A 25941-nucleotide genomic window follows, 5' to 3' on the forward strand; every position below is an offset into this window, starting at 1 on the left:
TTTCAATTATCAGGCAGAGGAGTTTAAGAGACTATTAAGAAAGGAATTGAAAAAATGTCTTACCACATAAGGGTTAGAGCAGGAGCGATTATAATTGAAAATGGGAGAATTTTATTAACGGAATATAACGATCCAGGCAGAGGTGTGGTTTATGATTTACCAGCTGGAGGGGTTGAACCTAAGGAGTCCATTATTGATACCGTAAAAAGAGAAGCTAGGGAAGAAGCGAGTGTTGATGTTGAAGTTGGTCCATTAGCCTTTGTTTATGAGTATGCACCACACTTGAATTGTGAAAAATTTGGGCCAACCCATACTTTAGTTATGATGTTTGAGTGTACATTACAAAGTGGATCAGTTGCAAGAATGCCAGAAAAACCAGACTCTAATCAAACTGCTATAAAATGGTTACCATTATCACAACTTGAAGATATTCAACTATACGCAAATATTGGAAAGCAAATTCAGGATTATACTTTAAATAAGAGAAATATTGATTTAATCGAAGAGTACAACCTTTAAGACTCTAAAGTTATAATGCTTATTGAACTAAAGGAGGCGATAGCTGAAAATCGGACAGCTTATCTTTAGCTTTTCGTTATTCAACAAAAGGGCGCAAATATAGAGCAACTTAGGGCTTTTCTAGCTGCACTTAAAGGGAGCTTATTATTACAAGATACTCTTCTTTTTTTTATGTTAAAAAAATATTGAGTAAAAGGTCAACATTTGAAATAATTGGTATTAAGTAAACGGGATAGTTGAATAAGTTTTTAAAGGGAATTAAGTTACTTTGTTGATTTTACATATTAAGATTTAAAGAAGTATTTAACTACATAAGAGGTGCGAAAATGATAATACGAAAAGCAAAATTAAATGATGCATCAGGTATTGCAAAGGTTCACGTTGATAGTTGGAGAACGACTTATAAGGTCATTATTCAAGATGACTTTTTAAAGAATTTATCTTATGAAAAACGAACAGAATTATGGAAAAGAAATATTGCAAAAGAAAATAATTATGTAGTTGTTGCGGAGAATAGTGAAAGTCAAATCGTAGGTTTTGCAGATGCTTGGAAAAGAGAAACCAATGTAGTGGGAAAGCTCAAGTGATTTAACCTCAATTTACCTACTTGAAGAATACCAAGGACAAGGAATAGGGAAGAAGCTGTTCAAAGAATTATTTGAGCATTTTAAACAATTGGGTTATGGAAAAATATTTGTTGAAGTCCTTGAGGAAAATAAAACTCGTTATTTTTATGAATATTACGGTGCGAAATTAGTTAAAACAGTTCAAATTAAAATTGGTGAAAAAATACTAAATGAACTAATTTATGAATGGGATAATATTGACGATGTTATTGAGAAATTATAACCCTTTGTTAACTTGTGAAATTAGGTATTTGACATGTTCGGAGTATTATACGATCTTGTATTCTGGGATACAAATTAGATGCTTTGAAGTTGGCAATGGGTATATAAGTGTGGCGTTAAAAAAGTCAATTATTGTTATTTTTACTGAATATGATTTACATAGAATTGAAGCACCCGTAATGCCTAAAAATGAGCGGTCAATTAAAGTTTTAGAAAAATTAGGATTTATGAATGAGGGAATAACAAAGAAAATGATGAAGGTAAACGGGGTTTGGGAAGACCATATAAGGTGGTCATTATTAAATCCCGACAACATATTACAATCTGGAGCAAGAGTTGAATAAGGATGACATAATTATATATCAGTTGAGGAGATTTTAATGGAGCATAACATGGTTTGCCTTTCAAACGAAATAATATCATTAAGAGAATTCACCAAAGATGATTGGATCGATGTTCACAAATACGCATCACAACATATTGTTTGTATATATCAACCTTGGGGACCTAATACAGAAGAGGAATCACAAGGTTTTGTTAATCAGATAATCAGAGATGCAAGCCATGCAGAGAGAACCAGGTTTGCATTTGCGGTAATATATAATGAAAAAATGATAGGATCTGGGGAAATTAACATTAGAGACCTCACTAACAAAGTTGGGGAAGTTGCATATATCGTCAATCCTGATTTTTGGGGAAAGGGTATTGCAACGGATATTGCTAAACTACTAATTAATTTTGGATTTAAAGAACTTAACCTCCATCGCATATATGCAACTTGTGACCCTAGAAACGTAGGCTCATCAAAAGTATTGGAAAAAGTAGGAATGATTAAGGAAGGTAGAATTCGTGAGGATTTGTTAATAAAAGATGGTTGGCGGGATTCTTTATTATATAGTGTTCTAGAACAAGAATGGGAAAAATAATCTATCAATATTTCCTTAAGGATATATTCCTTAAGGATGATATATTCTATATATATCTTGAATTCAAGTCTTCGGCAATCGGGCGCTATCCAGGAACAGGATTAGCGCTCATTTTTATTGGGACTGGATGAAGAATACCTTATTGTAGGAATTTATATATTATGAAATAATTGGTATTAAGATAAAAGTCTGTTATGGATAGATCGAAAATAAAAATGGGGTGAAAAGTTGGGTGATAATGAAGATGTCTGGAAACCTCTTTCTATTACTGAAATTCAAAATATCTTCAGCATAATTCCTGTCCAATGGTGGATTGCTGGTGGGTGGGCTTTAGATATTTATTTACAGAAAATCACTAGGGCTCACGATGATATTGACATTGTTATATTAAGACCAGACCATTTAATTTTACAAAGACATCTGGGTAGGGATTGGGAAATGTTTATAGCATATAAAGGTCAGTTAATACCTTGGAACAAAAATCAATTGCTAGACTCTCATTTTGATAATATCTGGGTAAAGAAAAAAGATGAATCAACATGGGCTTTTCAAGTAATGTTATTGGATACAGAGGTGAAGGATTGGATTTACAAACGAGACAACACAATAAGAAAGCCTATTGAAGATATTGGGTTAGAATCTTTATCTGGAATACCATTTTTAAAACCAGAAATACAACTTCTTTATAAAGGTGGAAGTTCTGTCATTAGAGAGAAAGATGTTATCGATTTAGGAAATATATTACCTAAATTAAATGCTAGCAACCGTGATTGGTTAAAAGAGTCCTTGAATATACAGTACCCTCAGGGACATGAATGGATTGAACTAATAGATTCTTATGCAAAAGTTTGAAATTAGGTAAGGTGAATATGCTTGAATAAAGTTATTGATAAACTTAAAGAAATAGATACCGGAGAAATAGGAATCATATTATTTTCCAGCAAAGAGCAAAGGTATGATACTGCTTTAAATAGTGAACTCACAGTCCCCCTTGCATCAGCAGCAAAAGTGGCAATAGCATTTTGTGTAGCAAAATGGGTAGAGGAAAATACATATAATTGGGAAGACCTAGTTAATGAGATTTCATTTAATCCAGAAGAAGATAGCAAGGAACTTTATCCTCATCTACAAAATAGAAAATCGCTTCCTTTAAGGGAGGCGGTTGAAGTAATGATTGCTTGTCATGATAGCTATGTTGCTAAAAGTATTGTGAATTTTTGTGGTGGATGGAAAAAGTTAAACAATTCTATCCAATCTTATTTTCCGACAATAAGTGTTACTGAAAGCCCAAGAGATATTGAAAACAAAGGACAGCTAAATCAATTACTTGAAATAGTAATCCAAATCTTTCAGGGCTACAAAACACAACCTCTCCTTTGGACACCAATTATTAATGGCCTGGTTAGACAAAAAGGAAATGTAAACCATATTCCAACACACCATCTAAATCATATGACAGGTGGCTTAGACAATGTTGTGATTGATATTGGCATAATCGGTGACTTCAATAAAGATCCTTTCATTTTTGCAGTAGGGGCTATTAATTTACCTAATAGATTCACAAATCAGGCTGCTGATAAAATAATTATGGAAGCTATGAATCTGCTTTATGATGAATATTTAAAGAAACTAGACAGCCGTACTTAATTATAAAGAGTGAGAAGCTTTGTACATGTTCAAGAATAGGGCAGGATTGTCAAATAAGGTTTGACTGAAAATCGATAAAAAGAGAGGAGACTAACTATTGGGATATATTGAAGATTTAAGAGGAATTGTGGGTCATAGACCTTTAATTTTTGTAGGTTCGGTTACTATTATTGTTGATGAACTTGGGAGATTATTATTGCAACAAAGAAAGTTCCCACTTGGATCGTGGGGCATAACAGGTGGTCTAATGGAATTAGGAGAGTCTACTGAAGATGTAGCGAAACGTGAGGCTTTTGAAGAGACTGGTCTAATTGTAGATAAACTAAACCTTATCAATGTTTATTCAGGTTCTCAGAACTATATAAAAGCTGAAAATGGAGATGAGTTTTATGTTGTAACAGTTGCATACTATTCAGATGCTTTTGAAGGAGAGTTAAGAGTTGATGAGGCTGAATCTATTAAATTTGAGTTCTTTTATCCCGATGGACTGCCTAAGAACATAGTGAAAAGCCACAAAATTATACTTGATGAATTTTTATCAAAACATTATAAGAAAAAAATTACGACTTGATATTATAATTTTCAACAAAAGGGTGCTTTCCTGTAACAAGGTCAGCGCTCGTTTTTATGTTGGCAAGAGAAATATTTTATTGAAGGAATTTTTGGATTATGAAATAATTGGAATTAAACAAACGGGCAGGATTGTTCAATAAGGTATTTTAATTTTAAGTATTTCATTTGAGTTAGGTATAGAATTGGGGAGCACTTTTATGAATTGTAAAGTTAAAATGGGTAATATTTTTTATGAAGTTATTGGTGAAGGGTTTCCGATAATAATTCTTCATTCTATTGGAACTGATCACCGTTCCATGAAAGAGTGGATAGAGCCAATTTTCAAGAAGATTAATGGGTACCAAAGGGTCTATATAGATTTACCAGCCCATGGAAATAGTGATATTGATATAAATCTAAAATCAACAGATGATATGCTTACAAATATTTTAGATTTTATAGATACATCATTTCTTGGGATGAAATTTTCATTGATAGGTTCTTCATTTGGAGGTTATTTAGCTCAGGGAATTTTGCACTTTAGGCAAAACCATGTAAAGAGTATATGTTTACTTGCACCCGTTCTTCATTTAATAGAAAGGACGCTACCTGAAAAAGTGGTCATAGAAAAGGATGGAAATTTACTAAGTGCATTGGACTCGGATTTAAGGAGTGCATTTGAAACACTATTTGTTTATCAAAATAAAGAAAGTCTCGACTGTTTTTTGAGTGAAATTCAACCTGGGCGTATATTAGCTAACAAAGATTTCTTAACATCAGACTGGAGAGAAAAGGGGTACTTTTTCTCTGAAGAACCTTTTCAAGGTGTATCAAGTTTGAGGCAACAAGCATTAATAATTCTTGGAAAACAAGACAACATCTGCGGATATAAAGATTATGATTATTTACTTAATAAATTTCCTTCTTCAACATATGTTATTTTAAATAAAGCAGGACACATGCTTCATATTGAAAAACGTCAGGTAGTACAACAACTAGTTGAAGACTGGTTATGTGAATGAGTTTGTTCTTCCACAATCGGGAGCTAATCTTGAATAACACCAGGCATTGATCCAAGCAGGGTCAATGCCTATTTTTGTAGAAGTATAGAGGTAGGTTACTTTAATAATATAGTATTGGAGGAAAGGTATGAAATTTGAAAGAAGTAATGTTCAAAATATAAAAATTAGACCTTTAATCATAGATGATTTTGAATATATTTTAGAATGGAGTAAAGATGATACATTTTGTTCAGCAAATGATTGGGAAAAAAATAGAGACGTGCAAGAATTATATAGATGGTGGCAACACTGTGTAAATAATGTATCTGAAGATTTTATTCGGTTGGGAATTGAATTGGATAATAAGTTAATTGGATATGCAGACCTGGCTTGTATTAGAGTAAATACAGCGGAATTAGGCATTGCAATTGGTGAAAGTATACTATGGGGAAAAGGAATCGGATTTAATGCTAGTATATGTATGATGGATTATGCTTCTAAGCAATTAGACATTACAGTTTTTAATGCAGAGACACACGAAACGAATACTCGTTCAAGAAAAATGCTTGAGAGAATAGGGTTTAAGGAAGTTAGTAGAAATGGAAGCGAACAATACTTAGGAACGGAAAGCCAACTAATACAATACAGGCTTTCATTATAGAAAAGTTTGTTTATTGAAGTAAACCAGCTAATAGAAGCTACTCAGTTATTCCATTAAAGGGCGCTTATCAGTAAAAAGATAAGTGCTTTTTAAGTAGAAAAAAATTGAATTTGTCTAATTGTTTTGAAATAGCTGGTACTAAACAATCGGTTAACTTTATAATAAAAAGGATATTTAGATAACCAAATAGAATATAGTGGAAAACAAATTTTAAAGATAAGTGGTGGTGTATTGAAAAAGATTCTACCTAATAGAATACATATTATAGGTTCAGTTGGAAGTGGAAAGACAACATTAGCAAGAGAATTATCTTCTCAATTTAATATTCCTTTTTATGAATTAGATAATGTTGTTTGGAAAAGGCATGGAGGGCATGGGGAAGTACGAAGAACTGAAAAAGAAAGAGAAGATTATTTAAATACCCTAATTGCTTCTGATAGTTGGATTGTAGAAGGCGTTCATAATGAGGAATGGGTGTCTAATAGTTTTCGAAATGCCGAAATAATAATTTTCTTAGATATAAATTATTCGGTTAGAACTTACCGAATTATAAAGAGATTTATTTTACAAAAACTTAGATTAGAAAAATCTAATTATAAACCAACATTAAAGATATTCTTCAAGATGTTTAAATGGAATAGATATTTGAAGAGGTGGGTAAACCGAATTTCTACAATAAATTTGGGAAGTATGGTGATAAAATATTAGTTGTAACTAGTAAGAAAGAGATTGAAAGTTACTTCAACTAACGGGCGCGATCCAGGAACAAGGATCAGCGTCAGTTTTTATATTGCCCAAAAAGATATAATTGAAGCAATTATCAGAGTATGAAATAATTGGTATTAAATAATAGGGAAGGTTTGTGAAGTAAGAAGTAAGCTGCACGGTTTAAATTTACAGTTATGATAATTTGGAAGAGGTGAATTGATGAGGCAAATTATAGCTTTGGGTGGAGGAGGTTTTTCAATGGAACCTGAGAACCCACTACTTGATGAATACATTTTATCACAGGCAAAAAAAGATTTACCCAAAGTATGTTTTGTTCCAACCGCTAGCGGAGACCAATCAAATTACATAGAGAGATTTCATAATGCATTTAACCTACTTCCTTGTCAACCTTCTCACATATCTTTATTTGAGCCTGAATTTAATAACTTAGAAAAGTTTGTTCTTGAGCAAGATGTTATATATGTAGGAGGAGGAAATACCAGGAATATGCTTCTTTTATGGAAGGAATGGGGATTAGATAAAGTATTAAAAAAGGCTTATGAACAAGGTGTTATACTAGCTGGTTTAAGTGCTGGAGCAATTTGTTGGTTTGAAGAAGGATTAACTGATCCATTAAATGCACCGTTGTATAAACTAGATTGTTTAGGCTTTTTGAAGGGAAGTAATTGTCCCCATTATGATGGAGAGAACAAAAGAAAGCCTTCATATCACAAATTAATCCTAGAAGCTCAAATGAAAGAAGGATACGCAGTAGACGACGGAGCAGCTCTTCATTTTGTTAATGAAATACTATCAAAGTCTGTTAGTTCAAGACCAAAAGCAAAGTCTTACTTTATTAAATTAATAAATGGTGAAATTACTGAAAATGAGATTAATACAACCTATTTAAGCATTTGATAGCCAATGCCTTAATCAAGAATCTAGGGCTATAGTTGAATAAGCAATTAGAAAAAACAATAGATATATATTTGCTGCGCAGTACAAGGATACTCTGCAATAGAATATATTCTTCCACAAAAACGGGCGCAATCCTGTAACAAGGATTAGCGCTCATTTTTTTGCTAGGATGAAAAATAACTTATTGTAGGAATTTTTAGAATATGAAATAATTGGTATTAAAACAATATGGTAGCAATCAAGTTGAAGAATGCACTAAATTAAAAGGGGGGATAAACAAAATGATAGTACTTTTGGGGTACATAGTACCAACAATAGTAGCAGCATTTTTTATTGGATTTTTCGCACCTTTAGTTGGAATTGTAGTGGGTTTTTTAATTCATATAATCGTATTACAAATAAGAATTTCAAATAAAATAGACCGACTTATAGATAGGTTAGATGCTAGTGAAAAGATTAATCCTTAGATTCATCTTTAGGTAACTGGAGCTATAAATGTATTCTTTGGTGAAAGAGGAGTTTTCCGGAGTGTAAACAGGGAGGGGATTTTTTTGAAATACTACTTTGAAAAAATAACGGATCATGTGTATGGCTTTCTCTTATGGGATGAATCGTGGAATTCCTATAATAACTGTTATTTGGTTATGGGAGATAATGGCTACACACTTATTGATTCTGGTAAAGAGGAGCACTTTGATTACCTAGAAGCCTCCATGAAAGAAATCAATCTAAATAAAGAGGAGATTTTCGCATTCATAGCTACGCACGGTCATAAAGACCACATCGGCGGACTTTCCTTTTTAGAAAACATAAAAAGTTATATTCATAGTGAAGATCTCAGCCTAGTGCCGGAAAAACTGAAAACCAATCTTACAGGAACGCTCCCTGAAAATGGTGCAGCTTTCAACGGGTTGGAGTGTATCCTCTTAGGTCATCATACTCCAGGCTCTGTTGCTCTTTTTCATCAAGAAAGTGGTGCGCTATTTTGTGGCGACCACCTTTGTTTCTTTGGTGAGCCTTTGCCAAATGAAAAAGTTGCGGGCAATGGGAAAGAAATGAAGGATAAATATGTAAAGTTCATCTCGGACTGGGCAAAAAACGAGGAGATGAGAAGTAAGCACCATTTTGAGTTGTTTATGGAAGGGCTTAAGAAACTTAGGGAGATCAGGCCAAGTATCCTCTGTACAGGGCATGGGGTTGTAATTAGGGATGATGTGGATTCTTTCTTATCAGGCCTCATCCAGAGCCAGTTTGTATAGTTGAAGAAATGTATAATTATCTTGAAATCGAGTCTTCAATAATCGGGCGCATTTCTGTAATAAGAAATGTGTCTTTCTATATTTAATCGTATTGTTCCTGGATCTGGGACTAGAGAATACATAAGAAAATCACTTTGTAACATTATTGTAATGTTTGTAACATTATATTGATGCTGTTAATATTCGAGGCGTGTTTAAATGTGCCTTACGCCTATTTAGAGCTTATTTCATGAAAGTGTGTACAGTCCCTTTGAAAGATATTTTTAAAGGGATTTAGGTATGTTAGTAAAGCTTTAATAGGTAATTAAAATCTACTTCTAGGTTTGTTTTAATATTATTAATAATCTGATTTTAATAGTTCTTTAACAAAGAAGAAGGGAAATGTTGGTATAATTAGGCGTAATCACAAATTTTGTTAAAAAGGGGACTGTTTTAATGGAATCTATTTATAATAATGATGATTTGTTGAAAATGCTAGATCAATTACTAATTGAAAATTCTAGTTTTAACTGGGATAACTTTTATACCGATCGTGATAGGAATGTCCCTTTCTTTGCTAATTATCCTGATGAAAACCTTGTAGAATACTTTGAGAAAGGTCTATTCCAACCAGGGAAAAGAGTTTTAGAATTAGGTTGTGGACCAGGACGGAATGCAATTTTCTTTGCTGAAAATGGATGTGTTGTTGATGCTGTTGATTTATCAGAAGAAGCATTGGAGTGGGGAAGGCAACGTGCAGAAAAGAAGAACTTGACGGTGAATTTTAGTAAGGACAATATATTTAATTTAAACAAAAATGAAGAAAGTTACGATATAGTTTATGATTCAGGATGCTTCCATCATATTGCACCCCACAGAAGAATGAGTTATTTGAATTTAGTTAGAAAAGCATTAAAGCCTAATGGCCTATTTGGCATTACTTGTTTTAAGCAAGGTGGTAAATTTGGAGGAAGCGATATTTCAGATTGGGATGTTTATAGATTGCGAAGTCTTCAGGGAGGTTTAGGTTTTACAGGGGAAAAATTAAGGAGTATTTTTAATGATTTTAGAGAAGTAGAAGTGCGTGATATGAAAGAAATAGATATGTCCAAAAAAATTTTTGGTGTATCAGGTTTGTTAACTGGTGTTTTTCGAAAATATTAATAAATTTAACGGATGTGTATTCTTCACCATTATTGGATTTATACGGAGTAGAAACAGAAGGAGAAGGAAGGAGATGGTAGAAAGTAATGAGCCTTACGAAGGAAAGAATTGAAATTTTGCAAAAAAGAATCTTGTTGGTTTTGAATAAACAAGATAATTGGAACGTTAAAATGATTAAGTTTCTAAACAATGGTGTTGTAAATGCAGTATTTATTTTGAAAGAGGAGAGTCGAGGAATCTTGATTGCCAGAACTCCATGGAGGCTGGACGAGTCAATTGGAAATCTCCATTCGAATGAAGATGTAGCTTCGCTAAATAAAGAAGCAACTATCGCAAAACATTGTTTCAATCATGGTTTAAAAGTCCCCAGAGTAATTTATCTTCACTTGAGCAAAGAAATTAACTTTCTTGTTTCAGAATATATACACGGTGATGAAAGTACGATCTCTGCAGCTGATATCGGAAATCTCGTCTCAGCTATACATAAAACACCGCTTAAAGGCTTGAGCATAATTGATCAGGAAAACCGTTCCTTTTATAATATTGTGTCAAGCAGGATTGTGGAAAGAGTCAGCACATTAAATAAACTCCTATCAACTAATTTAACTGTACCATCCATAAAAGAAATTGAGGAAACTTTGGTTATGACAAAAACAGACCATTGCCTCATTCACCTTGATATAAGAACTCCAAATATTATTAGATACAAAGGGGAAATAAAAGCAGTCATAGATTGGGATAATGCATTTATAGGTGATCCGTTAATGGAGTTAATGAGAATTTTAGAAACGCGTGAAATAGACATCTTGGAATTTCAAAAAGGGTATAATAATGATAATATACTAATTTCTTCTTCACTGCCAAATAGTACTTTATATCGACTTGATACGGCTTTAATGCTTGCAATTTTATTTACAACCTACATTAAAGATAATGTTAAAGGACAGTATTACCTTCAAAGGTCTTATTATTTAAGTAACTCATTAAAAAGAAGTCTATAAAAATCCGGTAATATTTCTAGTTGTTTATAGTGGAATAATCTTCCGCAATCGGGCGCGATCCAGGAACAAGGATCAGCGCTCGTTTTTATATTGGCCAAAGAAAATATCTTATTGAAGGAATTTTTAGATTATGAAATAATTGGAATTAAGCAAACGGGCAGGATTGTTTAGAAAATCGTCTGAATTAAAGGACCAAAAAAGAGGTATGAATTTGAATTTTATTAATGGAGGGGAATAACTTGTATTATGAAAGTATCACTTCTGCACTATACACAATTATTTTTTGGTGGCTAATATTTCTCATATTCCAAAGAATAAACAACCGTTACCCAGAAAGGAACTCTTGGAAAAAAGATATTACAATCACTTTTTTTCAAAGCGTAATTATTTCCTTATTAGTAGCACCTATTGCTTTCTTACTTATTAAATAAGTAAAAAAGCCACACGTTGTACTATTCAATTAAATAGGGCGATTGTTAAATAGTGAATTGCTCCTTTCTTACCTATTGGTGCAGGATTGTTTAGTAAGGGATATGAATAGTTTAAGATAATATTATGAAATTAAGGAGTTGATAATTTGAAAAAATATGTACTTCTTCTGATAGTTACTCTGTTTTTGGGAGGATGTAACAATGCTAATTCAATGGAAGATGTATTTCATAAAGAAATGAAAAGTCTTGAAGATGTTGATGATTATAGTTTGATTAAGAAAGTAGAAGAGGATAATATCATTCTTTTCACTTCCTATATTCAAGAAGATGAGGAAAACAACAATCAAATAAAGATTGGGCATTTCAATAAAACCGATAGTGGATGGGTTTGGGACAAAACCGCTAATTGTAATGGCAAGTGGTCAGGTACATTAGAAAATATGCCATATCTTTGGTGCGGAACGTTAACGGAACCAAGACACGAAAAAGTGTATGTTGGTGATACTGAAGCGAAAATGATTGAAGTAGATGGGGGAGTTAAACGAGTTTGGTATCATCTAAGTGAAAACGAAAACGAGGAGATTAAAGTAGTTTTTACAGATGGTTCAGAGGAATGGCTTAAGGAAGTGATAAAATAATTTTATTGTGCTAAAGGGCGCTATTGTTGAAAAAGCAATTAGAAAAAACAATAGATATATATTTGCTGCGCAGTACAACGATACTATTCAATAGAAAAAAGAAATAATAGCCGGAGCTTATTTGGAATAAGCACCTTATTTTAAACAGGTAAACACCACTACATCAAAGAATTGTCTGCGATCACAACTCAAGCCACGTCGAATGTGTCAGCCATTTAATTTTAAAATAAATTTGTCAATCTCTCCATAAGGAGCATGTGTATGAGCACAAGTTTAAATGACTTTGTACAAAAGACAGTGGAAGCTATGGACCACTTTGATAAAAACAATATGGACTGCGTCAAAGATGTAGTAAGAGACGCCATTAACTTCTATAAGCTAAACTCTTATGAAGAAGTAGAAGAAACGAATGAAGGTACCACGAGATCTTTGTATATACACTCAATGGTAGAGGAAAATCTTCTATCTAAGGTAGTAGAACTCTCTGTAGGAACCGATAGAGACTTATATTTAGAAGAAGTCTATCAAAGTTTTGTAATAAGACAATATTAGGTGGGACTAACGGTACATTACAGCACTTTTCTGAGAAGGATGAGAGCTGCTGTAATGTGCTTTTTGTTGTCTTTCGAAATGTCCCAGATATTATTACTGTTGGAAACCAAAGGGACTGTTCTAGCGCTTCCTTCGGGTTTCGAAGGATCATTTGAATGCTAACATGGAAAATACGAAAAAAACCTTCCATCTTATCCAGGAAAGGTTTTTTGCTATGATCATTTTTTTACTTATATCATCAAATAACATATATGATTTCAGCCTTTCCGTTTACTGTATGTTTTCTTTAAATCCAGTATTCTTTTGACATTTTATGTACAAGATAATGTAGATAAAATAAAAATGGTGGCTGATATGAAAACATTGTGGTTTTTTCTAATTTTAGCGATATTATCCTTTATTTCCCTATACATACTGATGAAGAAAATGAACGTCACTAACGTCTTGGGCTGTTATTTTTTCTCCAATATTCTTATTACAAATACAGGTCTAATCATTAATTTAAATTTAGAACTTACAAAACAAGAGCCAGGTCAGTTAATTTTTTGGGCACAAAAAATTCCTGAGTTGTCACTTAAGCCAGCGCTACTTTTATGGATTATTTATATGTTGTTCTCAAATAGAACTATTTTTAGTAAATTTATTCATCTTCTCATCTTCTTAACAGCACTCATTTCAATTGAACTGCTTTTTGTTCATATTGGATATTTGAAGTGGGTGGATTGGAATGTATTTTATTCATATTTAAGGTACACTCTGATTATTTTATTATTGGCTATTTACTCATTTTATTTTGAAAAACTTATTTGTAGAGGCAAAGAGGTGAATACGTCATGATGTTACCTCTTCCTGAGAAATTTGATTCAAATGAAATATTTATTATTTTTTCCACAGTACTTTCTTGGACGCTCATGTTTATATTACCTAGACGCTTGCCTGCTGTTACCATCACTATTATTTGGACATTCAATGTTTTTCTTGCTGTGTTAGCTGATATTACCCTTAGTGTAAAACCATATGAATTATACTTTACGATTGATCATAAAAAGCATGAATTATTTGATGTATTATTGCACTTTGTCACTTACCCTACGCTTTCTTACTTTGTAGTAAACTTCTATCAATATAACAAGCCCAAAGGCCTGAAGTATCTATTTTATATAATTTTTTGGGCAGGGATAGCGATTTCTTTAGAATGGATTTCAGTAAAGTTTCATGTTTTTACGTATACAGGTTGGAAATTGTATTTATCCTTTATCACTTATTTGTTTGTTTTTGCTGCTACTATTTGGCTTGCGAACTTTGTTGAAAAGAAAGGATAGTTACGTACGAGAAATATAGTAAGTTTTTTGTAATGAGGTCATTCTCGTTAAAATGGATACTTTTCTTTTAAAATACTATTTCTACTGTTAGAGGAAACCCATATATATAAGGTAAAAGCTAACAGGAGTAGGATAATATGGACAAACAAAATAGTAATTTCAGATGGGTTATATTTACTTCTGTATTGTTTACATACTTAATAATGTCGAGTCAACGAACGGCTCCAGGATTAATTACAGACCAATTAATGAACGATTTTAGTGTAACAGCAGCAACGGTTGGATTAGTGACAAGTATTCAGTTTTTTGTATACACCGGTCTGCAAATTCCTATGGGCATTTTAGCTGATCGTTATGGACCTAATTTTCTTCTAATTTTAGGGGCAACTCTTACAGGCATAGGTACCATGATTTATAGTTTTAGCACACATGAATTGGTCCTGTTTGTTGCCAGAATCCTAACGGGAATAGGCGATGCGACCATATGGGTAAACATGGTGTTGATTTTAAGCCTATGGTTTAATAAAAAAGAATTTACTCGATTAATTGGGTTTGCAGGAATGACAGGAAGCCTAGGTTTCCTTTTGGCAACTGTTCCTTTCTCTGTATTGGTAGCCTTACTTGGTTGGAGGGGAGCATTTCTTATAGCTGGGATACTCTTATGCTTATTAAGTATTTTCCTTTATTATGTGCTTGTTAAAAAATCACAGCAATCGTTAATTGCAGCCCCAAAAATACAACGTGAAAAAACATCGGTTATAATGCGGAGAATACTTTCGGATCGGCAGGCATGGGCCCTGTTTTTTTGTCACTTTGGGATTGTTGGAGGGTATATAGGGTTTATCGGTTCGTGGGCAGTGCCATATGTAATGGATGTGTATGGAATGACACGCATAGTTGCAAGTCAGCTTATTATGATTAGTCTCATTGGGGCACTCATTGGGGCACCACTAATTGGTTGGATTTCAAGTTGTTTAGAAACTATAAAACGGCCATATATTGTTTTTCATATTACGGTTTTATTGTGTTGGTCCATTTTTCTTTTATTTAAAGAGCATCCACCTTTTTACTTACTGATTATCCTTTTCTTTATTATTGGCTTTGGCTTTGGATCAAACTCCTTAACTTTTGCAGTTGTTCGTCAGTCTTTTCCTATAACAGAAACAGGCATTGTTACTGGGTTTGCGAATACTGGTGGATTTTTAAGTGCAGTATTACTACCAAGTATTTTCGGATATCTGTTGGATTATTTTCAGTCAACTTCAGGTAGTATTAGTGGTGGGTACTACTATGGTTTTCTCACTCCAGTCATCTTCTCTATATTTGGCTTAATTGGAGTGATTTTTATGGAGGAAAAGCGTCAAAATGCAGGACGAAGATCAAATGCAACTGGGGTTCCTTTATGATATAGAATATTAAGCTTGAAATAGCAAATAATGACCCTCACGGATGATGGATTTAAACGGATTTGTATTAGCAGAGAACAAAGAACCCATTCTTTTTGGGCAAGAAGAAAAGAAGAAGATTAAAGGAAAAGGATAAGTTTATATCACAGATAGCATTCTGCACATATGAGCTTGAAACTCTTAAAAAGAAGGCAACTAACCCTGATGGGCGTTGCCTTTTTACGTTACTTCTAGTGGAAAGTGGAACTTTTATCATAGAAACTTCCAACCAGAGAAGAAAAGGTATCTACTGGAATTTTGTTTAAATAAATTCCATTCAGGAACGAATTTCGTTAAAATATATATTGTCCATTTTTCGCAAGTTTAAAGTACTTGTATTTGATAAAGAGTAAAGAAACATGATATAAGATATAAGTGTAAATTTTTGATCGGGAATTTTAGTACTTTATATTTTGAGAGGATTTGAGTTTGACATGATAGATAATTTTTGGCGTGAGTTACCGAAACCGTTTTTTGTGTTGGCGCCGATGGAAGATGTGACGGATGTAGTTTTCCGCACGGTGGTAAGGAAAGCCGGAAGACCGGATGTGTTCTTTACAGAGTTCACAAACTCTGACAGCTATTGTCATCCAGAAGGAAAAGACAGTGTGCGCGGTCGTTTACTTTTTACAGAAGAGGAACAGCCGATGGTGGCGCATATTTGGGGCGATAATCCAGAGTATTTCCGTCAGATGAGTATCGGGATGGCGGAGCTAGGTTTTAAAGGAATCGATATTAACATGGGTTGTCCTGTACCGAATGTGGCGACGCGAGGGAAAGGAAGCGGCCTTATCCAACGTCCAGATGTTGCTGCGGAATTGATCCAGGCTGCAAAAGCTGGTGGACTGCCAGTCAGCGTGAAAACACGACTCGGCTTTACGGAAGTAGACGAGTGGAAGGAGTGGTTAAAGCATATTCTAGAACAGGATATTGCGAATCTTTCTATTCATTTACGGACCAGAAAAGAAATGAGCGAAGTGGATGCGCATTGGGAGCTGATTCCGGAGATCAAGGAGCTACGTGACCGGATTGCGCCGGAAACGTTGCTAACCATTAATGGAGACATTCCTAACCGTCAAGTTGGGCAAGAGCTTGCCGAGAAATATGGCATTGACGGCGTGATGATTGGACGAGGTATTTTCAAGAATCCGTTCGCTTTCGAAAAAGAAGCGAAAGAGCACACCAGCAAGGAATACCTAGATCTCTTAAGGTTGCAGCTGGACCTCCAAGATCATTATGCTGAGATAGTACCACGCAACATGTCTAAGCTTCACCGCTTTTTCAAAATCTATGTCAAAGGATTCCGTGGAGCTGGGGAATTAAGAAACCAGTTGATGAACACCAAATCCACGGATGAAGTCCGTGCATTGCTTGATGAGTTTGAAAGTGGGTTGTAGGGACAGGCAACGTGACCCACTGTCCCAAGCATAAAAACGAAGTAAACCCGAGAATACAAGCTATTCTCGGGTTTTTGCGTGTGTGCACATAGAAAACGGGTCAGCGTGCCTGTCCCCTCGACGCCTCTTTCTGATCCAGATAATAACTCAAGAAAGTAAGCAGACTAGCGCATACTGCCACAATGCCGCCGACCCACGTTACATGTATAAGACCGACTTGGTGGTAGACGAGTCCACCGAGGGCAGATCCCATTGCTATTCCGACATTGCTTGCAACCGGCATGAGGGAAGCAGCGAGCCCTGTTGCACTAGGCTGATAGATCTTAGCTAGGTCTATGAGGTAAAGCTGGGTAGATGTAGTTAATAGAATGGCCATTAACGACATCAATCCAATGTTAACAAGCCCCAACCCGAAATGATTAATGGTCCAAAATAAGCTAATCAATACAACCGCCTGCACGAGAAACACAAACCGAAGGCGGCCAATCGGATTATGGCTAGCAATTTTACCTGCTAAGATATTACTGAAAATGGAGATGAATCCGTATATGAAAAGAATCAAACTAATGGAATAGTTAGGTGCTCCCATTCCCTTCAAGATAGGAACAAGGTACGTAAAGACGACATAGGTTGCCCCAAATCCAAGCGCTGGAATGAAAAAGGCAATCAGAATTCGCGGGTTGGTTAAGAGCGAGAACTGATCACGAATCGAGCTTCGAACTTGGCTCAGCTTGCTTGGTAGCACGAAATAAGATGCAAGGAAAGCCACTCCTCCAAGAATAGTTGTTAGCATAAAAGTGGAATTCCATCCGAACCACGAAGCTACGACAGTCCCAATCGGTACTCCCACCACATTCGCAAGGGTGAACCCTCCGAACACAAATGAAATGGCAAGGCCGCGCTTGGCTGCTGGCATCGTCTCACTTGCTACAATCATGGCGAGTGAGATCAGCACACCCGTCACAATTGCCGTCAGGATTCGAAAAGAAAGCAGCATCGTGTAGGATGTTGAAATGGCGCACAACGCATTGAAAATAATGAAAGCACCTATTAAAAACAACATCCATTTCCGCTTAGGAAAATGACTTGTTGCCGACATCACGATAGGTGTGGCGATGGCAAACGTAAGGGCAAATGCAGAAACAAGGGTGCCTGCTTTTGCATTAGACATATCAAGGCTTGAAGAGATCTCCGTCAAGATTCCAACTATAACAAACTCGCTTGTACCAAGGACAAACGTTAATAAAGAAAGGGTTATAATGAGCAACCAATGTTGCCTCGTTAATTTATCAGATTGCATAAATACCTCTTTTCTAAGCTGAATGGAAATGTGTTATGTGGTAAGTAAACAACCTAAATATCATAACATAATGATTCCCATTTTAAGAGGTTTTCTTGCATTCTCTAGTTTTCTTTCATCACAAGCTTTGCAACTTTAGCCGCCGTTCGTCGAGGTAGAAACTTGGCTGCCAATGCCCCAACTTTATTAAATCCTCCAGTTATGACAACACCTTTTCCTTGCATCAAAGCATCATACCCTTTTTTTGCTACAACATCAGAAGGCATGGCATTACTGAACATTTTTGTGTTCTCCACTTTTGCAACAGAGCTGAAGTTTGTTTTGGTTGCACCAGGGCATAGAGTGGTAACCGTTATATTATCTTCTTTCAACTCCTCAGCCAATGCTTCTGAAAAGGATAGAACATAAGACTTTGTTGCATAGTAGACAGCCATGCTAGGTCCTGGTTGGAATGCTGCAGTACTTGCCACGTTTAATATTTTCCCGGATTTACTCTTTTTCAGATCTGGCAGCAAATGATAGGTTAATTCGGTTAATGATGAAACATTGAGGTGAATCATATTTAATTGCTGCTCAATATTGAGACTTTCAAAAGATCCTAATAACCCAAAACCTGCGTTATTTACTAATACATCCACGAAAATTTTCCGTGTTTTCATTTCATCCACAATTTCTTTGATTGCATCAGGCTTGCTTAAGTCTTTAGGAATTACTGTAACATCCACATATGGAAAATCTCTTTTTATTTCTAGAAGCTTTTCTTCATTACGTGCTATTACTACCAAATTATAGCCATCCTTGGCGAAAAGTTTAACAAATTCTAATCCAAGTCCGCTAGACGCTCCTGTTATTACAGCTGTTTTAGTCATATATAAAGTAATTTTAAGGCGTTGTATGAACAGATTTTTGCGGAACCGGCGAGTATTGGCCAGTGGTTGGATGGGGATCCGCCTGAAGAGTGGCTGGGGATCTGTCAGGGTACAATTGAAGCGCTGGCGGAAAATAAACTGATATATGAGGACGCAACACCATTTTTACTTTTAAAAGAATTGATTCTTGGTTTTCAAATAAACAGCTCAATCAAGCATATCGTCGTGGATGAGGCGCAAGATTATTCCCCATTTCAATTTGAGTTCATGAAACGACTTTTCCCTACGGCCAGAATGACCGTGCTGGGCGACTTTAATCAGGCGATCTTTGCCCATGCGAGTGAAGCGGTCAACTTTGACGTGTTGGAGGGTCTCTATGGGCCTGAAAAAACGGAAATTATCAACATTACGAGGAGCTACCGTTCCACAAGGCCAATTATCGAGTTTACGAGAAGGCTTGTTCCAAACGGAGATAAAATCATCCCGTTTGACCGGGACGGCGAGGAGCCGGTGATGACAGAAGTGGCTGATTTTGATAGCTTGCACTCGGGAATCACTGCGCGGGTAGAGAAGCTAAAGGGACGTGGCTATCAAAGTATTGCCATCATCTGCAAATCGAGTGAAGAGAGTGGTCGTGCTTTTGAAGCACTTTCACCTGGGATTGATGATTTGAAACTGTTGAAAAAGAACTCCATGGAGTACGAACAAGGCGTGGTTGTCGTGCCGTCCTACTTGTCAAAAGGCATCGAGTTTGACGCGGTTATTATCTACAATGCATCAGATGAAGTATACGGTGATGAGAGTCTGAGAAGGGTGTTCTATACAGCATGTACCAGAGCCATGCATTACTTGGAGGTTTGTAGTGTAGGGACAGGTTCCTTAACCCGGTTGTGCGTTAATGCGAGAAAGTTTGATTTGTAGGAATACTGTTTTGAGGTCTTCATTTAGAATGAAGACCTCAGTTAGTTCAGAATGGAAGAAAAGATGTCTTCATCGCCTTTATGAAGACATCAGTTGCTTAGGAAAGAGAGAAGAGATGTCTTCATTGTCCTTATGAAGACGTCAGTCACGTAGGAATGGGAGGAGAGAAGTCCTCATCGCCCTGATGAAGACATCAGTAACGTAAGAAACGGGAGGAGAGAAGTCCTCATCCAGCAAACAGTTACCCAAAATAATTATGAAAGCTCCAAACAATAAGCCCCATACTAACTATTCCCCACGCTGTGGCGCTATATATCCACCAAATTATAGATTTAGCTTTTGTTGGACTTTCCTCGCTTTCCTCATTCGCTTTAATAAAAGCGAGCTTACTTTCCATCCCTTTTTTCAAAGAAGCGAGAACAACAAATCCGATTACGATAAAACCGATCGTTATCCAGAGTAATAAATTCACTAGTTTCACCTCACTTTTTTGGTAAAATATATCACTTAAAGAATAGTGAAGCATACTGATATATTGCGTGTGGATTGGCTATTAGTCGTGGGTCGCCGCCCATTGCCTGTCCCCAAGACTCTCCCCACCCCTTCTAGTCACTGAAGTGGTACAAACGCGACAGCCCAGCTACCGTCATTTTCCTGCACCATCTGAAAACCCCATTTTTGACCATAAATATTGGTGTAGCTGATATGGCCATATCCATCTCCGTCGTCATGAAAGGTACCGTCTTGTATGCCAAAGAGGACATCTTTATCAGGAAAGACCATTTCTCTAAAATATTCCTCTTTATCAATTCGTCTTACGTCCTCGTGATCTGTGTAAAGCTCGTATTGTAACTCCCATTCTTTGTCGTTTGTAGCTTGCACAAATAACTTCGCAATGCTGATAGGGGAGAGGTCTAATAGTAGTTGCTGGTTGAAGCCCGTTTTCAACTGTTGATAAACATCGAGTTCCTCGGCAGTTAATTCAAAATTTGCTGCTTCAGGATTTACTTCTTCTAAAACAGGAGAGTTTCCAAATGCAAAAAGCGTATCGATAGAATAGATTATTTGACCATCTCTCGTTAATCCGTGTATTTCAAACATTTCGTCTGGTTTTATATCTGCGAAAGTAAACCAATATCTCTCTCCGCTCTTTGAAACAATTTTCTCGGTCTTAATATCTTGTTTAGTATCAACCTTTCTCAAAAGCACTTCTGAAATATCTGAGCTAATGATTTTTCCGAAAACTAGGGGAAAGGGAGAATCTTCATTAATAGGAGATATAAATTCATGACTTATATAGGTCTGGTCAATTATCGCATGTTCTCCACCCTCTGCAGGGTCCTCCCAACCGTACTTCGTTTGCTTAACGAACATGGCACTTACCATTTCAATATTTATTTCTTTTTTATTATCGTAAGTAAAAAAAACAACCACACCTGACTCTACTTCTTCTATATGAAGTATTTCATAATTATTGTAATGAATGAGCATTTCCTCTAATCTTTCACGAGGAATTTCATCTGCAGGCAATACACTATCACTGGATTTCTCAGGATTATTAATAATCGCCGGTATCAATATAAGCATAAATATCATCGCCGCAGAAGCTAATGCAACATAGTACTTCCGAGGTGTGGAGGTTTTTCTGACCTCAGGCGAACCATTCATTCTAAAATTCATCTGCTCTTGAACTCTTTCGCTTTCCTTGTCACTCATCGTAATTTTTTGGTTTAAGGATTGGAAGTCATTAGATTGCTTCATATCGGAATCCCTCCTTCTCCAATTCTTTTCGCAGGACCTTCAGGGCTCTGAATAAATCCACTTTGACCTTTGCCTCCGAACACCCCAGAATTTCAGCAGTCTCCCCAATCGAAAACTCCTTAATTTTTCGTAAAATAATGACATCCCTAAAGGAAGGTTTGATTTTACTGATAGCTAGATAGAGCTGCTTTTCGGACTCATTTAATATGGCGATGTCCTCTGCTGACATTTCATCATGCCTCCCAAAGGGGAGAAAGCTCAAATAGTTTGCTATTGTTCTATTTTTTCGTATATAGTCAATCGTCAAATTGCGGGCAATCCGAAACAACCAGCTTTTCTCTCGTCCGCCTTGAAAACTTTCAAAATGGTGATAAGCCCGAATAAAAGTATCCTGCACAATATCCAACGCCTGCTCCCGGTCCCCGATCATAAAAAAAGCATAATTAAACACATCATTACTATAAATCTCATACCAATCATTAATCCGCTGCTTCCTCCCAAGATGATCCATTGCCCCACCCCTTACATATCTCTTTACTATTACAACGAACTGGGGGAGGAAAAGTTACAAAAAAGAATCGAGGGGACAGGCACCGTGACCCCTCAAAAAAATGGGTCGGCGTGCCTAGTATAGTAAATAGTCATACAACAATAAAAAAACCACCGTTTTCATTGTAAAATAGAAGGACCTATCACAGAACTTCCAAATTACATTCCCGACCAAAGGAGATGAAAACAGTGGTATATTCAACATTTAATCATATTCAAGGAAAGATTGGAAGTCGATGGGCGCAACTGGTGAGAGAGACTGGACCTGAAAACTTATTGTTAGTGGCGATCGATGCAGCCAAATATACACCTAAAGTTATTATAACTTCGTTCTACGGGGATATATTGGTAAAACCATTTGATATAGATTCCTCTATGTCAGGATTTCATAAGCTTAAATCGCTAATAGAGAGTACAAAGAGTAGTCACAATTTGACGAAAGTGGTTATTGGTATTGAGACTACAGGACACTATTACGAACATCTCGTCTATAAATGCCATTTAGAAGGGTATCACGTTCGAACTGTTAATGCGGCCACTACCGCAAAAGAAAGGGAAACATTATTAAACTGGTCTAAGACTGATAATTTAGATTTGATGGCCATCATACAATCTGTCATCCATGGTAGGGGTACCTCTAACGAGCTACCATCCGGTGATATTCATAACCTTCGGAAGTTGACTAGAGCTAGACGGGAATTAGTCTCGGAGCGTACGAAAACGAAGAACTTAATTCTTATGCATATGGATCATATTTTCCGTGAATTTCAGGGGAAAACGGTGTGGATGAAAGGAAAAAGATATCTATCCAAACCCTTCTCAAAAGTATTTGGGAAAGGCTCTATTTACTTGATGAGGCATCATCCCCATCCTTCTGACATCTTAGAGTTAGGCGTAAAAGGGTTGAGAGAGATTTCTCAACGAGAAAATTTAAAAATTCGTGATAAGACAATTCAAACCTTGATTGAATTTGCCAAGGATTCCATCACTTTACCAAAGGAACAAGTAGAAGCAGATATTTATTTACTAAACCAGAAGTTAGATAGATTGGAGTTCTTAGAGAAGCAAATCAAAAGGTTAGAGATGAAAATAGAGGAGTTATTTGTTACTACGGACGGAGCCGTTATCCTTTCCGTTCAAGGGATTGGGTTAGTAACTGGTGCGGAACTGGCTGCAGAAATGGGAGACATTTCTGATTTTGATCAAGCTGGTCAACTTATTAAGCTCGCTGGAACGAATCCAATCGTAAAACAATCTGGTGGAAACCAACCTGCTTATTATGGGGTTTCTAGACAAGGCAGGAGGCCTTTCAGGAATATTGTCTATCAAGTAGGAAAATCGCTAGCTGTTAATAACCCTGAGATGCATCAACGCTACCTAGCATTGAAAGAAAGAGGAAAGCATTCGCGTCAAGCCTATATTGCCTTAGGCAATAGAATGGTTAGACTTGCATTCTCTATGATCCGCAACCAAACGCTTTACCAAACCAAGGCAGAGAATTACACTCTCTTTGATGAAATAAGCAAGAAAATACGGAAAGCAAATGTAGAGAAATTCTTTAAAGCTCATGTTTTATCCATCCAGTAATTGCGCTAGATAAGAATTAATAAAATGGTTAGCAAGACTAGTTAAAGGAGCTATAAAATGGGGCTTTTCTAGGACGTTAGATTACATTGTATTTCGTGCATGAGGCTATTAGACCTCGCGGGACAGCGTTATGGATCTTGTCCTATAAATACGAATAATACGTGAAATTCTTAGTTTATATTCGCTAGGCGGTATCCCTGTAGGATGAAAAAGCAGGATCCTTTCACGCCCTAGAAAAGCCCTTTATACATTTCTGTGATAGTTGAACCTGAAAAAAATGGAAATTAAGCAGGTTTACTTAAAGTTGGATTTTTTTAATGATATTAACCGTTTGACTTATTTGCCATTATACGCTGTCCCCTCGGCTCCATCCTAAAATACGTCCTTAACATTTTCCCAACCATATACAACTTCCGTAAGTTTCTTCCCCGCAATCTGCACTTCAAGTTCATCTATCTTTTTACCACCTAGTGCTTCATAAAACAAACACGAAGCATTATCTTTCAAGACAAGAACAAGCAGGGAGTTCAATCCCAATCCTTTGAGTTCTTCTATGATTGGTTGAACAAGTGCTTTTCCAATACCTTGACCCTGATACTCCTTTAAAATATAGATGGCGTATAATTCCCCATCATAGCCATCATATTTACCACTTCGTTCTTTCCCGCCGGAAGAAAAACCAACTATCTCACCTTCATTATTTTCAGCTACATATACACCGCCATTAGGAATGCTGTTAATCCATATTTGTTCCCGACTTTCATAAGTTAAATTGTTCAAGTATTCTTCTGGCACAATATGGGCATATGTTGTTTTCCAACTTTCGACGTGTACTTTAGCTATCCCTTTTGAATCTGATAAAATTGCTTTTCTGATTTTAATAGCCTTATTATCCATTTGCTTTCCTCCGTAATTCTAATCGAAAAACTCCATATGTGTTTTCTCTTTTGCGTAGTAATCCAATCTATCCTGTAGTGTACCTGTATGAAACTCAAATTTATGACCATCAGGGTCTGTAAAATAAATGGACTTCTTATCGCGTTCATCTCTTGGACGACCTGATAAAATGTTCACATTCAATCTCATTAGTTTCTCGTAGATTTCATCAAGCTCCTCTTCTTCAATGGAAAATGCAATGTGTGTATAGGATTGGTGTATTTCGTTACGAGGTATATCTTCCTCTACATTGAGAGCTAGCCACATTCCATTTAAATCAAAGTATGCAGTGTTTCTGCCTTTTACCAACAAATTAGCATCAAATACATCTTTATAAAATTTAATAGAATCTTCTAAATCAGAAACGGAAAATAAAAAATGATTAAGTCCTTTTATTTTCATAGTGTCACCTCTATAAAATAGTATCCTTAACATAAGGAATGTGTCGCACGAACTTCTCCAAATCTATCTGGAAATAGTTCTCTAGATCCCTTTTAAGTCTAGCCTCTAGCTCCATTAGCTCGGAAACGGCATAGGATTGATCGAAGACATTATAAATGTCGACTTCCGCCCAAACGGTTGTAATCCTTGCCTTGTCTGCAAAAGGTAGCATGGAAAGAATTGCACCGTCCTCGTAATCGTCATGCTCGATGGAATAGTAATGAAACGCTGGAATGTGGGAAGTGGTCACTTCTTGTTTCCATTTTAATAGAGCCTTATAGAATTCCAGAATAGCAATGTCTGCCTTAAAATAAACTTCATCTATAATTTTAACAGTGAGTGTTGCATCAATAGAGAGGATGGTAGCTACATTCTTAGAATCTCTGTTTGAAATAGCAGTGGGTTCATTTATGATTTCATAGGTAAACTGAAGATTGCTCATTTTTCCTCCTGTATAGTAGTTGCTAGTCATTCTTCCATAGTCTTTGATTACTTTCGACTATACCACACAAGGGTGGGGTGCCTGTTCTCATGATTTACTAGATTGTTTTACTAGCTTCTACGTTCCTTAGGCAATTTAGTTTCACAAAAGTCACGAGATATTGGTAA

29 protein-coding genes and 2 pseudogenes are annotated in these 25941 nt (G+C 36.0%); 23 read left to right on the forward strand and 8 right to left on the reverse strand.

What is annotated here, in order from left to right; translation table 11 throughout:
* Window positions 1-54: 54 nt before the first annotated feature.
* From B4U37_RS03025 to B4U37_RS03130, 21 genes and pseudogenes are all read left to right on the forward strand, one after another.
* Complete coding sequence (locus B4U37_RS03025) at window positions 55-519, forward strand: NUDIX domain-containing protein (protein ID WP_088017014.1); 465 nt, start codon at window positions 55-57, stop codon at window positions 517-519.
* A 326-nt stretch (window positions 520-845) separates the two neighbouring features.
* Window positions 846-1368, forward strand: a pseudogene (locus tag B4U37_RS03030) (N-acetyltransferase family protein).
* A 109-nt stretch (window positions 1369-1477) separates the two neighbouring features.
* The gene (locus tag B4U37_RS03035; protein WP_245840043.1) at window positions 1478-1711 is read left to right on the forward strand and encodes a GNAT family N-acetyltransferase; all 234 of its coding nucleotides are present in this window, start codon (window positions 1478-1480) and stop codon (window positions 1709-1711) included.
* Window positions 1712-1747: 36 nt separating this feature from the next.
* Window positions 1748-2293 carry a GNAT family N-acetyltransferase gene (locus B4U37_RS03040; RefSeq protein ID WP_088017015.1) on the forward strand — a complete coding sequence of 182 codons (546 nt, stop codon included), beginning with the start codon at window positions 1748-1750 and terminating at the stop codon, window positions 2291-2293.
* A gap of 228 nt (window positions 2294-2521) precedes the next feature.
* Window positions 2522-3145 (forward strand): nucleotidyltransferase domain-containing protein, encoded by a 624-nt coding sequence (locus tag B4U37_RS03045; protein ID WP_088017016.1) that lies wholly within the window; start codon window positions 2522-2524, stop codon window positions 3143-3145.
* 21 nt (window positions 3146-3166) lie between these two features.
* Window positions 3167-3940: a serine hydrolase gene (locus B4U37_RS03050; RefSeq protein WP_088017017.1), complete on the forward strand. Its 774-nt coding sequence runs from the start codon at window positions 3167-3169 to the stop codon at window positions 3938-3940.
* Window positions 3941-4037: 97 nt separating this feature from the next.
* Window positions 4038-4511, forward strand: a complete 474-nt coding sequence (locus B4U37_RS03055) for an NUDIX hydrolase (RefSeq protein WP_088017018.1) — start codon at window positions 4038-4040, stop codon at window positions 4509-4511.
* Window positions 4512-4710: 199 nt separating this feature from the next.
* Window positions 4711-5514 carry an alpha/beta fold hydrolase gene (locus B4U37_RS03060; RefSeq protein WP_088017019.1) on the forward strand — a complete coding sequence of 268 codons (804 nt, stop codon included), beginning with the start codon at window positions 4711-4713 and terminating at the stop codon, window positions 5512-5514.
* A 127-nt stretch (window positions 5515-5641) separates the two neighbouring features.
* On the forward strand, window positions 5642-6154 hold the full coding sequence (locus B4U37_RS03065) for a GNAT family N-acetyltransferase (protein ID WP_088017020.1): 513 nt from the start codon (window positions 5642-5644) through the stop codon (window positions 6152-6154).
* A 231-nt stretch (window positions 6155-6385) separates the two neighbouring features.
* Window positions 6386-6862 (forward strand): AAA family ATPase, encoded by a 477-nt coding sequence (locus tag B4U37_RS03070; RefSeq protein ID WP_425444097.1) that lies wholly within the window; start codon window positions 6386-6388, stop codon window positions 6860-6862.
* A 219-nt stretch (window positions 6863-7081) separates the two neighbouring features.
* Window positions 7082-7780 carry a Type 1 glutamine amidotransferase-like domain-containing protein gene (locus tag B4U37_RS03075; protein ID WP_088017021.1) on the forward strand — a complete coding sequence of 233 codons (699 nt, stop codon included), beginning with the start codon at window positions 7082-7084 and terminating at the stop codon, window positions 7778-7780.
* A gap of 281 nt (window positions 7781-8061) precedes the next feature.
* A complete protein-coding gene (locus tag B4U37_RS03080; RefSeq protein WP_088017022.1) occupies window positions 8062-8247 on the forward strand; it encodes a hypothetical protein in 186 nt (61 codons plus the stop codon).
* Between the two features lie 84 nt (window positions 8248-8331).
* Window positions 8332-9039, forward strand: coding sequence for an MBL fold metallo-hydrolase (locus B4U37_RS03085; protein ID WP_088017023.1), 708 nt, complete (start codon window positions 8332-8334; stop codon window positions 9037-9039).
* Window positions 9040-9474: 435 nt separating this feature from the next.
* Complete coding sequence (locus B4U37_RS03090) at window positions 9475-10182, forward strand: class I SAM-dependent methyltransferase (protein WP_088017024.1); 708 nt, start codon at window positions 9475-9477, stop codon at window positions 10180-10182.
* Window positions 10183-10268: 86 nt separating this feature from the next.
* On the forward strand, window positions 10269-11183 hold the full coding sequence (locus tag B4U37_RS03095) for a phosphotransferase family protein (RefSeq protein ID WP_088017025.1): 915 nt from the start codon (window positions 10269-10271) through the stop codon (window positions 11181-11183).
* A gap of 643 nt (window positions 11184-11826) precedes the next feature.
* On the forward strand, window positions 11827-12252 hold the full coding sequence (locus tag B4U37_RS03105; RefSeq protein WP_245840044.1) for a hypothetical protein: 426 nt from the start codon (window positions 11827-11829) through the stop codon (window positions 12250-12252).
* A 261-nt stretch (window positions 12253-12513) separates the two neighbouring features.
* The gene (locus B4U37_RS03110; RefSeq protein WP_088017028.1) at window positions 12514-12804 is read left to right on the forward strand and encodes a DUF6407 family protein; all 291 of its coding nucleotides are present in this window, start codon (window positions 12514-12516) and stop codon (window positions 12802-12804) included.
* Between the two features lie 354 nt (window positions 12805-13158).
* Window positions 13159-13641: a hypothetical protein gene (locus B4U37_RS03115; RefSeq protein ID WP_088017029.1), complete on the forward strand. Its 483-nt coding sequence runs from the start codon at window positions 13159-13161 to the stop codon at window positions 13639-13641.
* Complete coding sequence (locus B4U37_RS03120) at window positions 13638-14126, forward strand: hypothetical protein (protein ID WP_088017030.1); 489 nt, start codon at window positions 13638-13640, stop codon at window positions 14124-14126. The genes B4U37_RS03115 and B4U37_RS03120 overlap by 4 nt, the downstream gene beginning before the upstream one ends.
* A gap of 137 nt (window positions 14127-14263) precedes the next feature.
* A complete protein-coding gene (locus B4U37_RS03125; RefSeq protein ID WP_088017031.1) occupies window positions 14264-15532 on the forward strand; it encodes an MFS transporter in 1269 nt (422 codons plus the stop codon).
* Window positions 15533-15984: 452 nt separating this feature from the next.
* Window positions 15985-16968, forward strand: coding sequence for a tRNA dihydrouridine synthase (locus B4U37_RS03130; RefSeq protein ID WP_088017032.1), 984 nt, complete (start codon window positions 15985-15987; stop codon window positions 16966-16968).
* A gap of 100 nt (window positions 16969-17068) precedes the next feature.
* Here the strand turns inward: B4U37_RS03130 and B4U37_RS03135 are convergent, their stop codons facing one another.
* Together B4U37_RS03135 and B4U37_RS03140 are read right to left on the reverse strand one after the other, a co-directional pair.
* Window positions 17069-18268 (reverse strand): MFS transporter, encoded by a 1200-nt coding sequence (locus B4U37_RS03135; RefSeq protein WP_088017033.1) that lies wholly within the window; start codon window positions 18266-18268, stop codon window positions 17069-17071.
* A 104-nt stretch (window positions 18269-18372) separates the two neighbouring features.
* Window positions 18373-19137 (reverse strand): SDR family NAD(P)-dependent oxidoreductase, encoded by a 765-nt coding sequence (locus tag B4U37_RS03140; protein WP_088017034.1) that lies wholly within the window; start codon window positions 19135-19137, stop codon window positions 18373-18375.
* Between the two features lie 9 nt (window positions 19138-19146).
* Here B4U37_RS03140 and B4U37_RS03145 point away from each other — a divergent pair.
* A pseudogene (locus B4U37_RS03145) lies at window positions 19147-20058 on the forward strand (UvrD-helicase domain-containing protein); the annotation flags it as partial.
* A gap of 241 nt (window positions 20059-20299) precedes the next feature.
* Here the strand turns inward: B4U37_RS03145 and B4U37_RS03150 are convergent.
* From B4U37_RS03150 to B4U37_RS03160, 3 genes are all read right to left on the reverse strand, one after another.
* The gene (locus B4U37_RS03150) at window positions 20300-20530 is read right to left on the reverse strand and encodes a hypothetical protein (RefSeq protein ID WP_088017035.1); all 231 of its coding nucleotides are present in this window, start codon (window positions 20528-20530) and stop codon (window positions 20300-20302) included.
* A 137-nt stretch (window positions 20531-20667) separates the two neighbouring features.
* A complete protein-coding gene (locus tag B4U37_RS03155; protein WP_088017036.1) occupies window positions 20668-21819 on the reverse strand; it encodes a hypothetical protein in 1152 nt (383 codons plus the stop codon).
* Complete coding sequence (locus tag B4U37_RS03160; protein WP_088017037.1) at window positions 21806-22330, reverse strand: RNA polymerase sigma factor; 525 nt, start codon at window positions 22328-22330, stop codon at window positions 21806-21808. The genes B4U37_RS03155 and B4U37_RS03160 overlap by 14 nt, the downstream gene beginning before the upstream one ends.
* Before the next feature lie 227 nt (window positions 22331-22557).
* Between B4U37_RS03160 and B4U37_RS03165 the strand changes: the two genes are divergently transcribed.
* On the forward strand, window positions 22558-23955 hold the full coding sequence (locus B4U37_RS03165) for an IS110 family RNA-guided transposase (RefSeq protein WP_088016984.1): 1398 nt from the start codon (window positions 22558-22560) through the stop codon (window positions 23953-23955).
* 372 nt (window positions 23956-24327) lie between these two features.
* On the opposite strand, the gene B4U37_RS03170 is transcribed toward B4U37_RS03165, so the two are convergent.
* From B4U37_RS03170 to B4U37_RS03180, 3 genes are read right to left on the reverse strand one after another with little or no spacing between them, the layout of a single operon-like run.
* Window positions 24328-24852 (reverse strand): GNAT family N-acetyltransferase, encoded by a 525-nt coding sequence (locus tag B4U37_RS03170; RefSeq protein WP_088017038.1) that lies wholly within the window; start codon window positions 24850-24852, stop codon window positions 24328-24330.
* An 18-nt stretch (window positions 24853-24870) separates the two neighbouring features.
* On the reverse strand, window positions 24871-25293 hold the full coding sequence (gene fosM, locus B4U37_RS03175; RefSeq protein WP_088017039.1) for a FosM family fosfomycin resistance protein: 423 nt from the start codon (window positions 25291-25293) through the stop codon (window positions 24871-24873).
* Window positions 25294-25303: 10 nt separating this feature from the next.
* A complete protein-coding gene (locus B4U37_RS03180; protein WP_088017040.1) occupies window positions 25304-25774 on the reverse strand; it encodes a DUF7878 domain-containing protein in 471 nt (156 codons plus the stop codon).
* Window positions 25775-25941: the final 167 nt, after the last annotated feature.

Source organism: Sutcliffiella horikoshii (genome assembly GCF_002157855.1).
Classification (GTDB): Bacteria; Bacillota; Bacilli; order Bacillales; family Bacillaceae_I; genus Sutcliffiella_A; species Sutcliffiella_A horikoshii_C.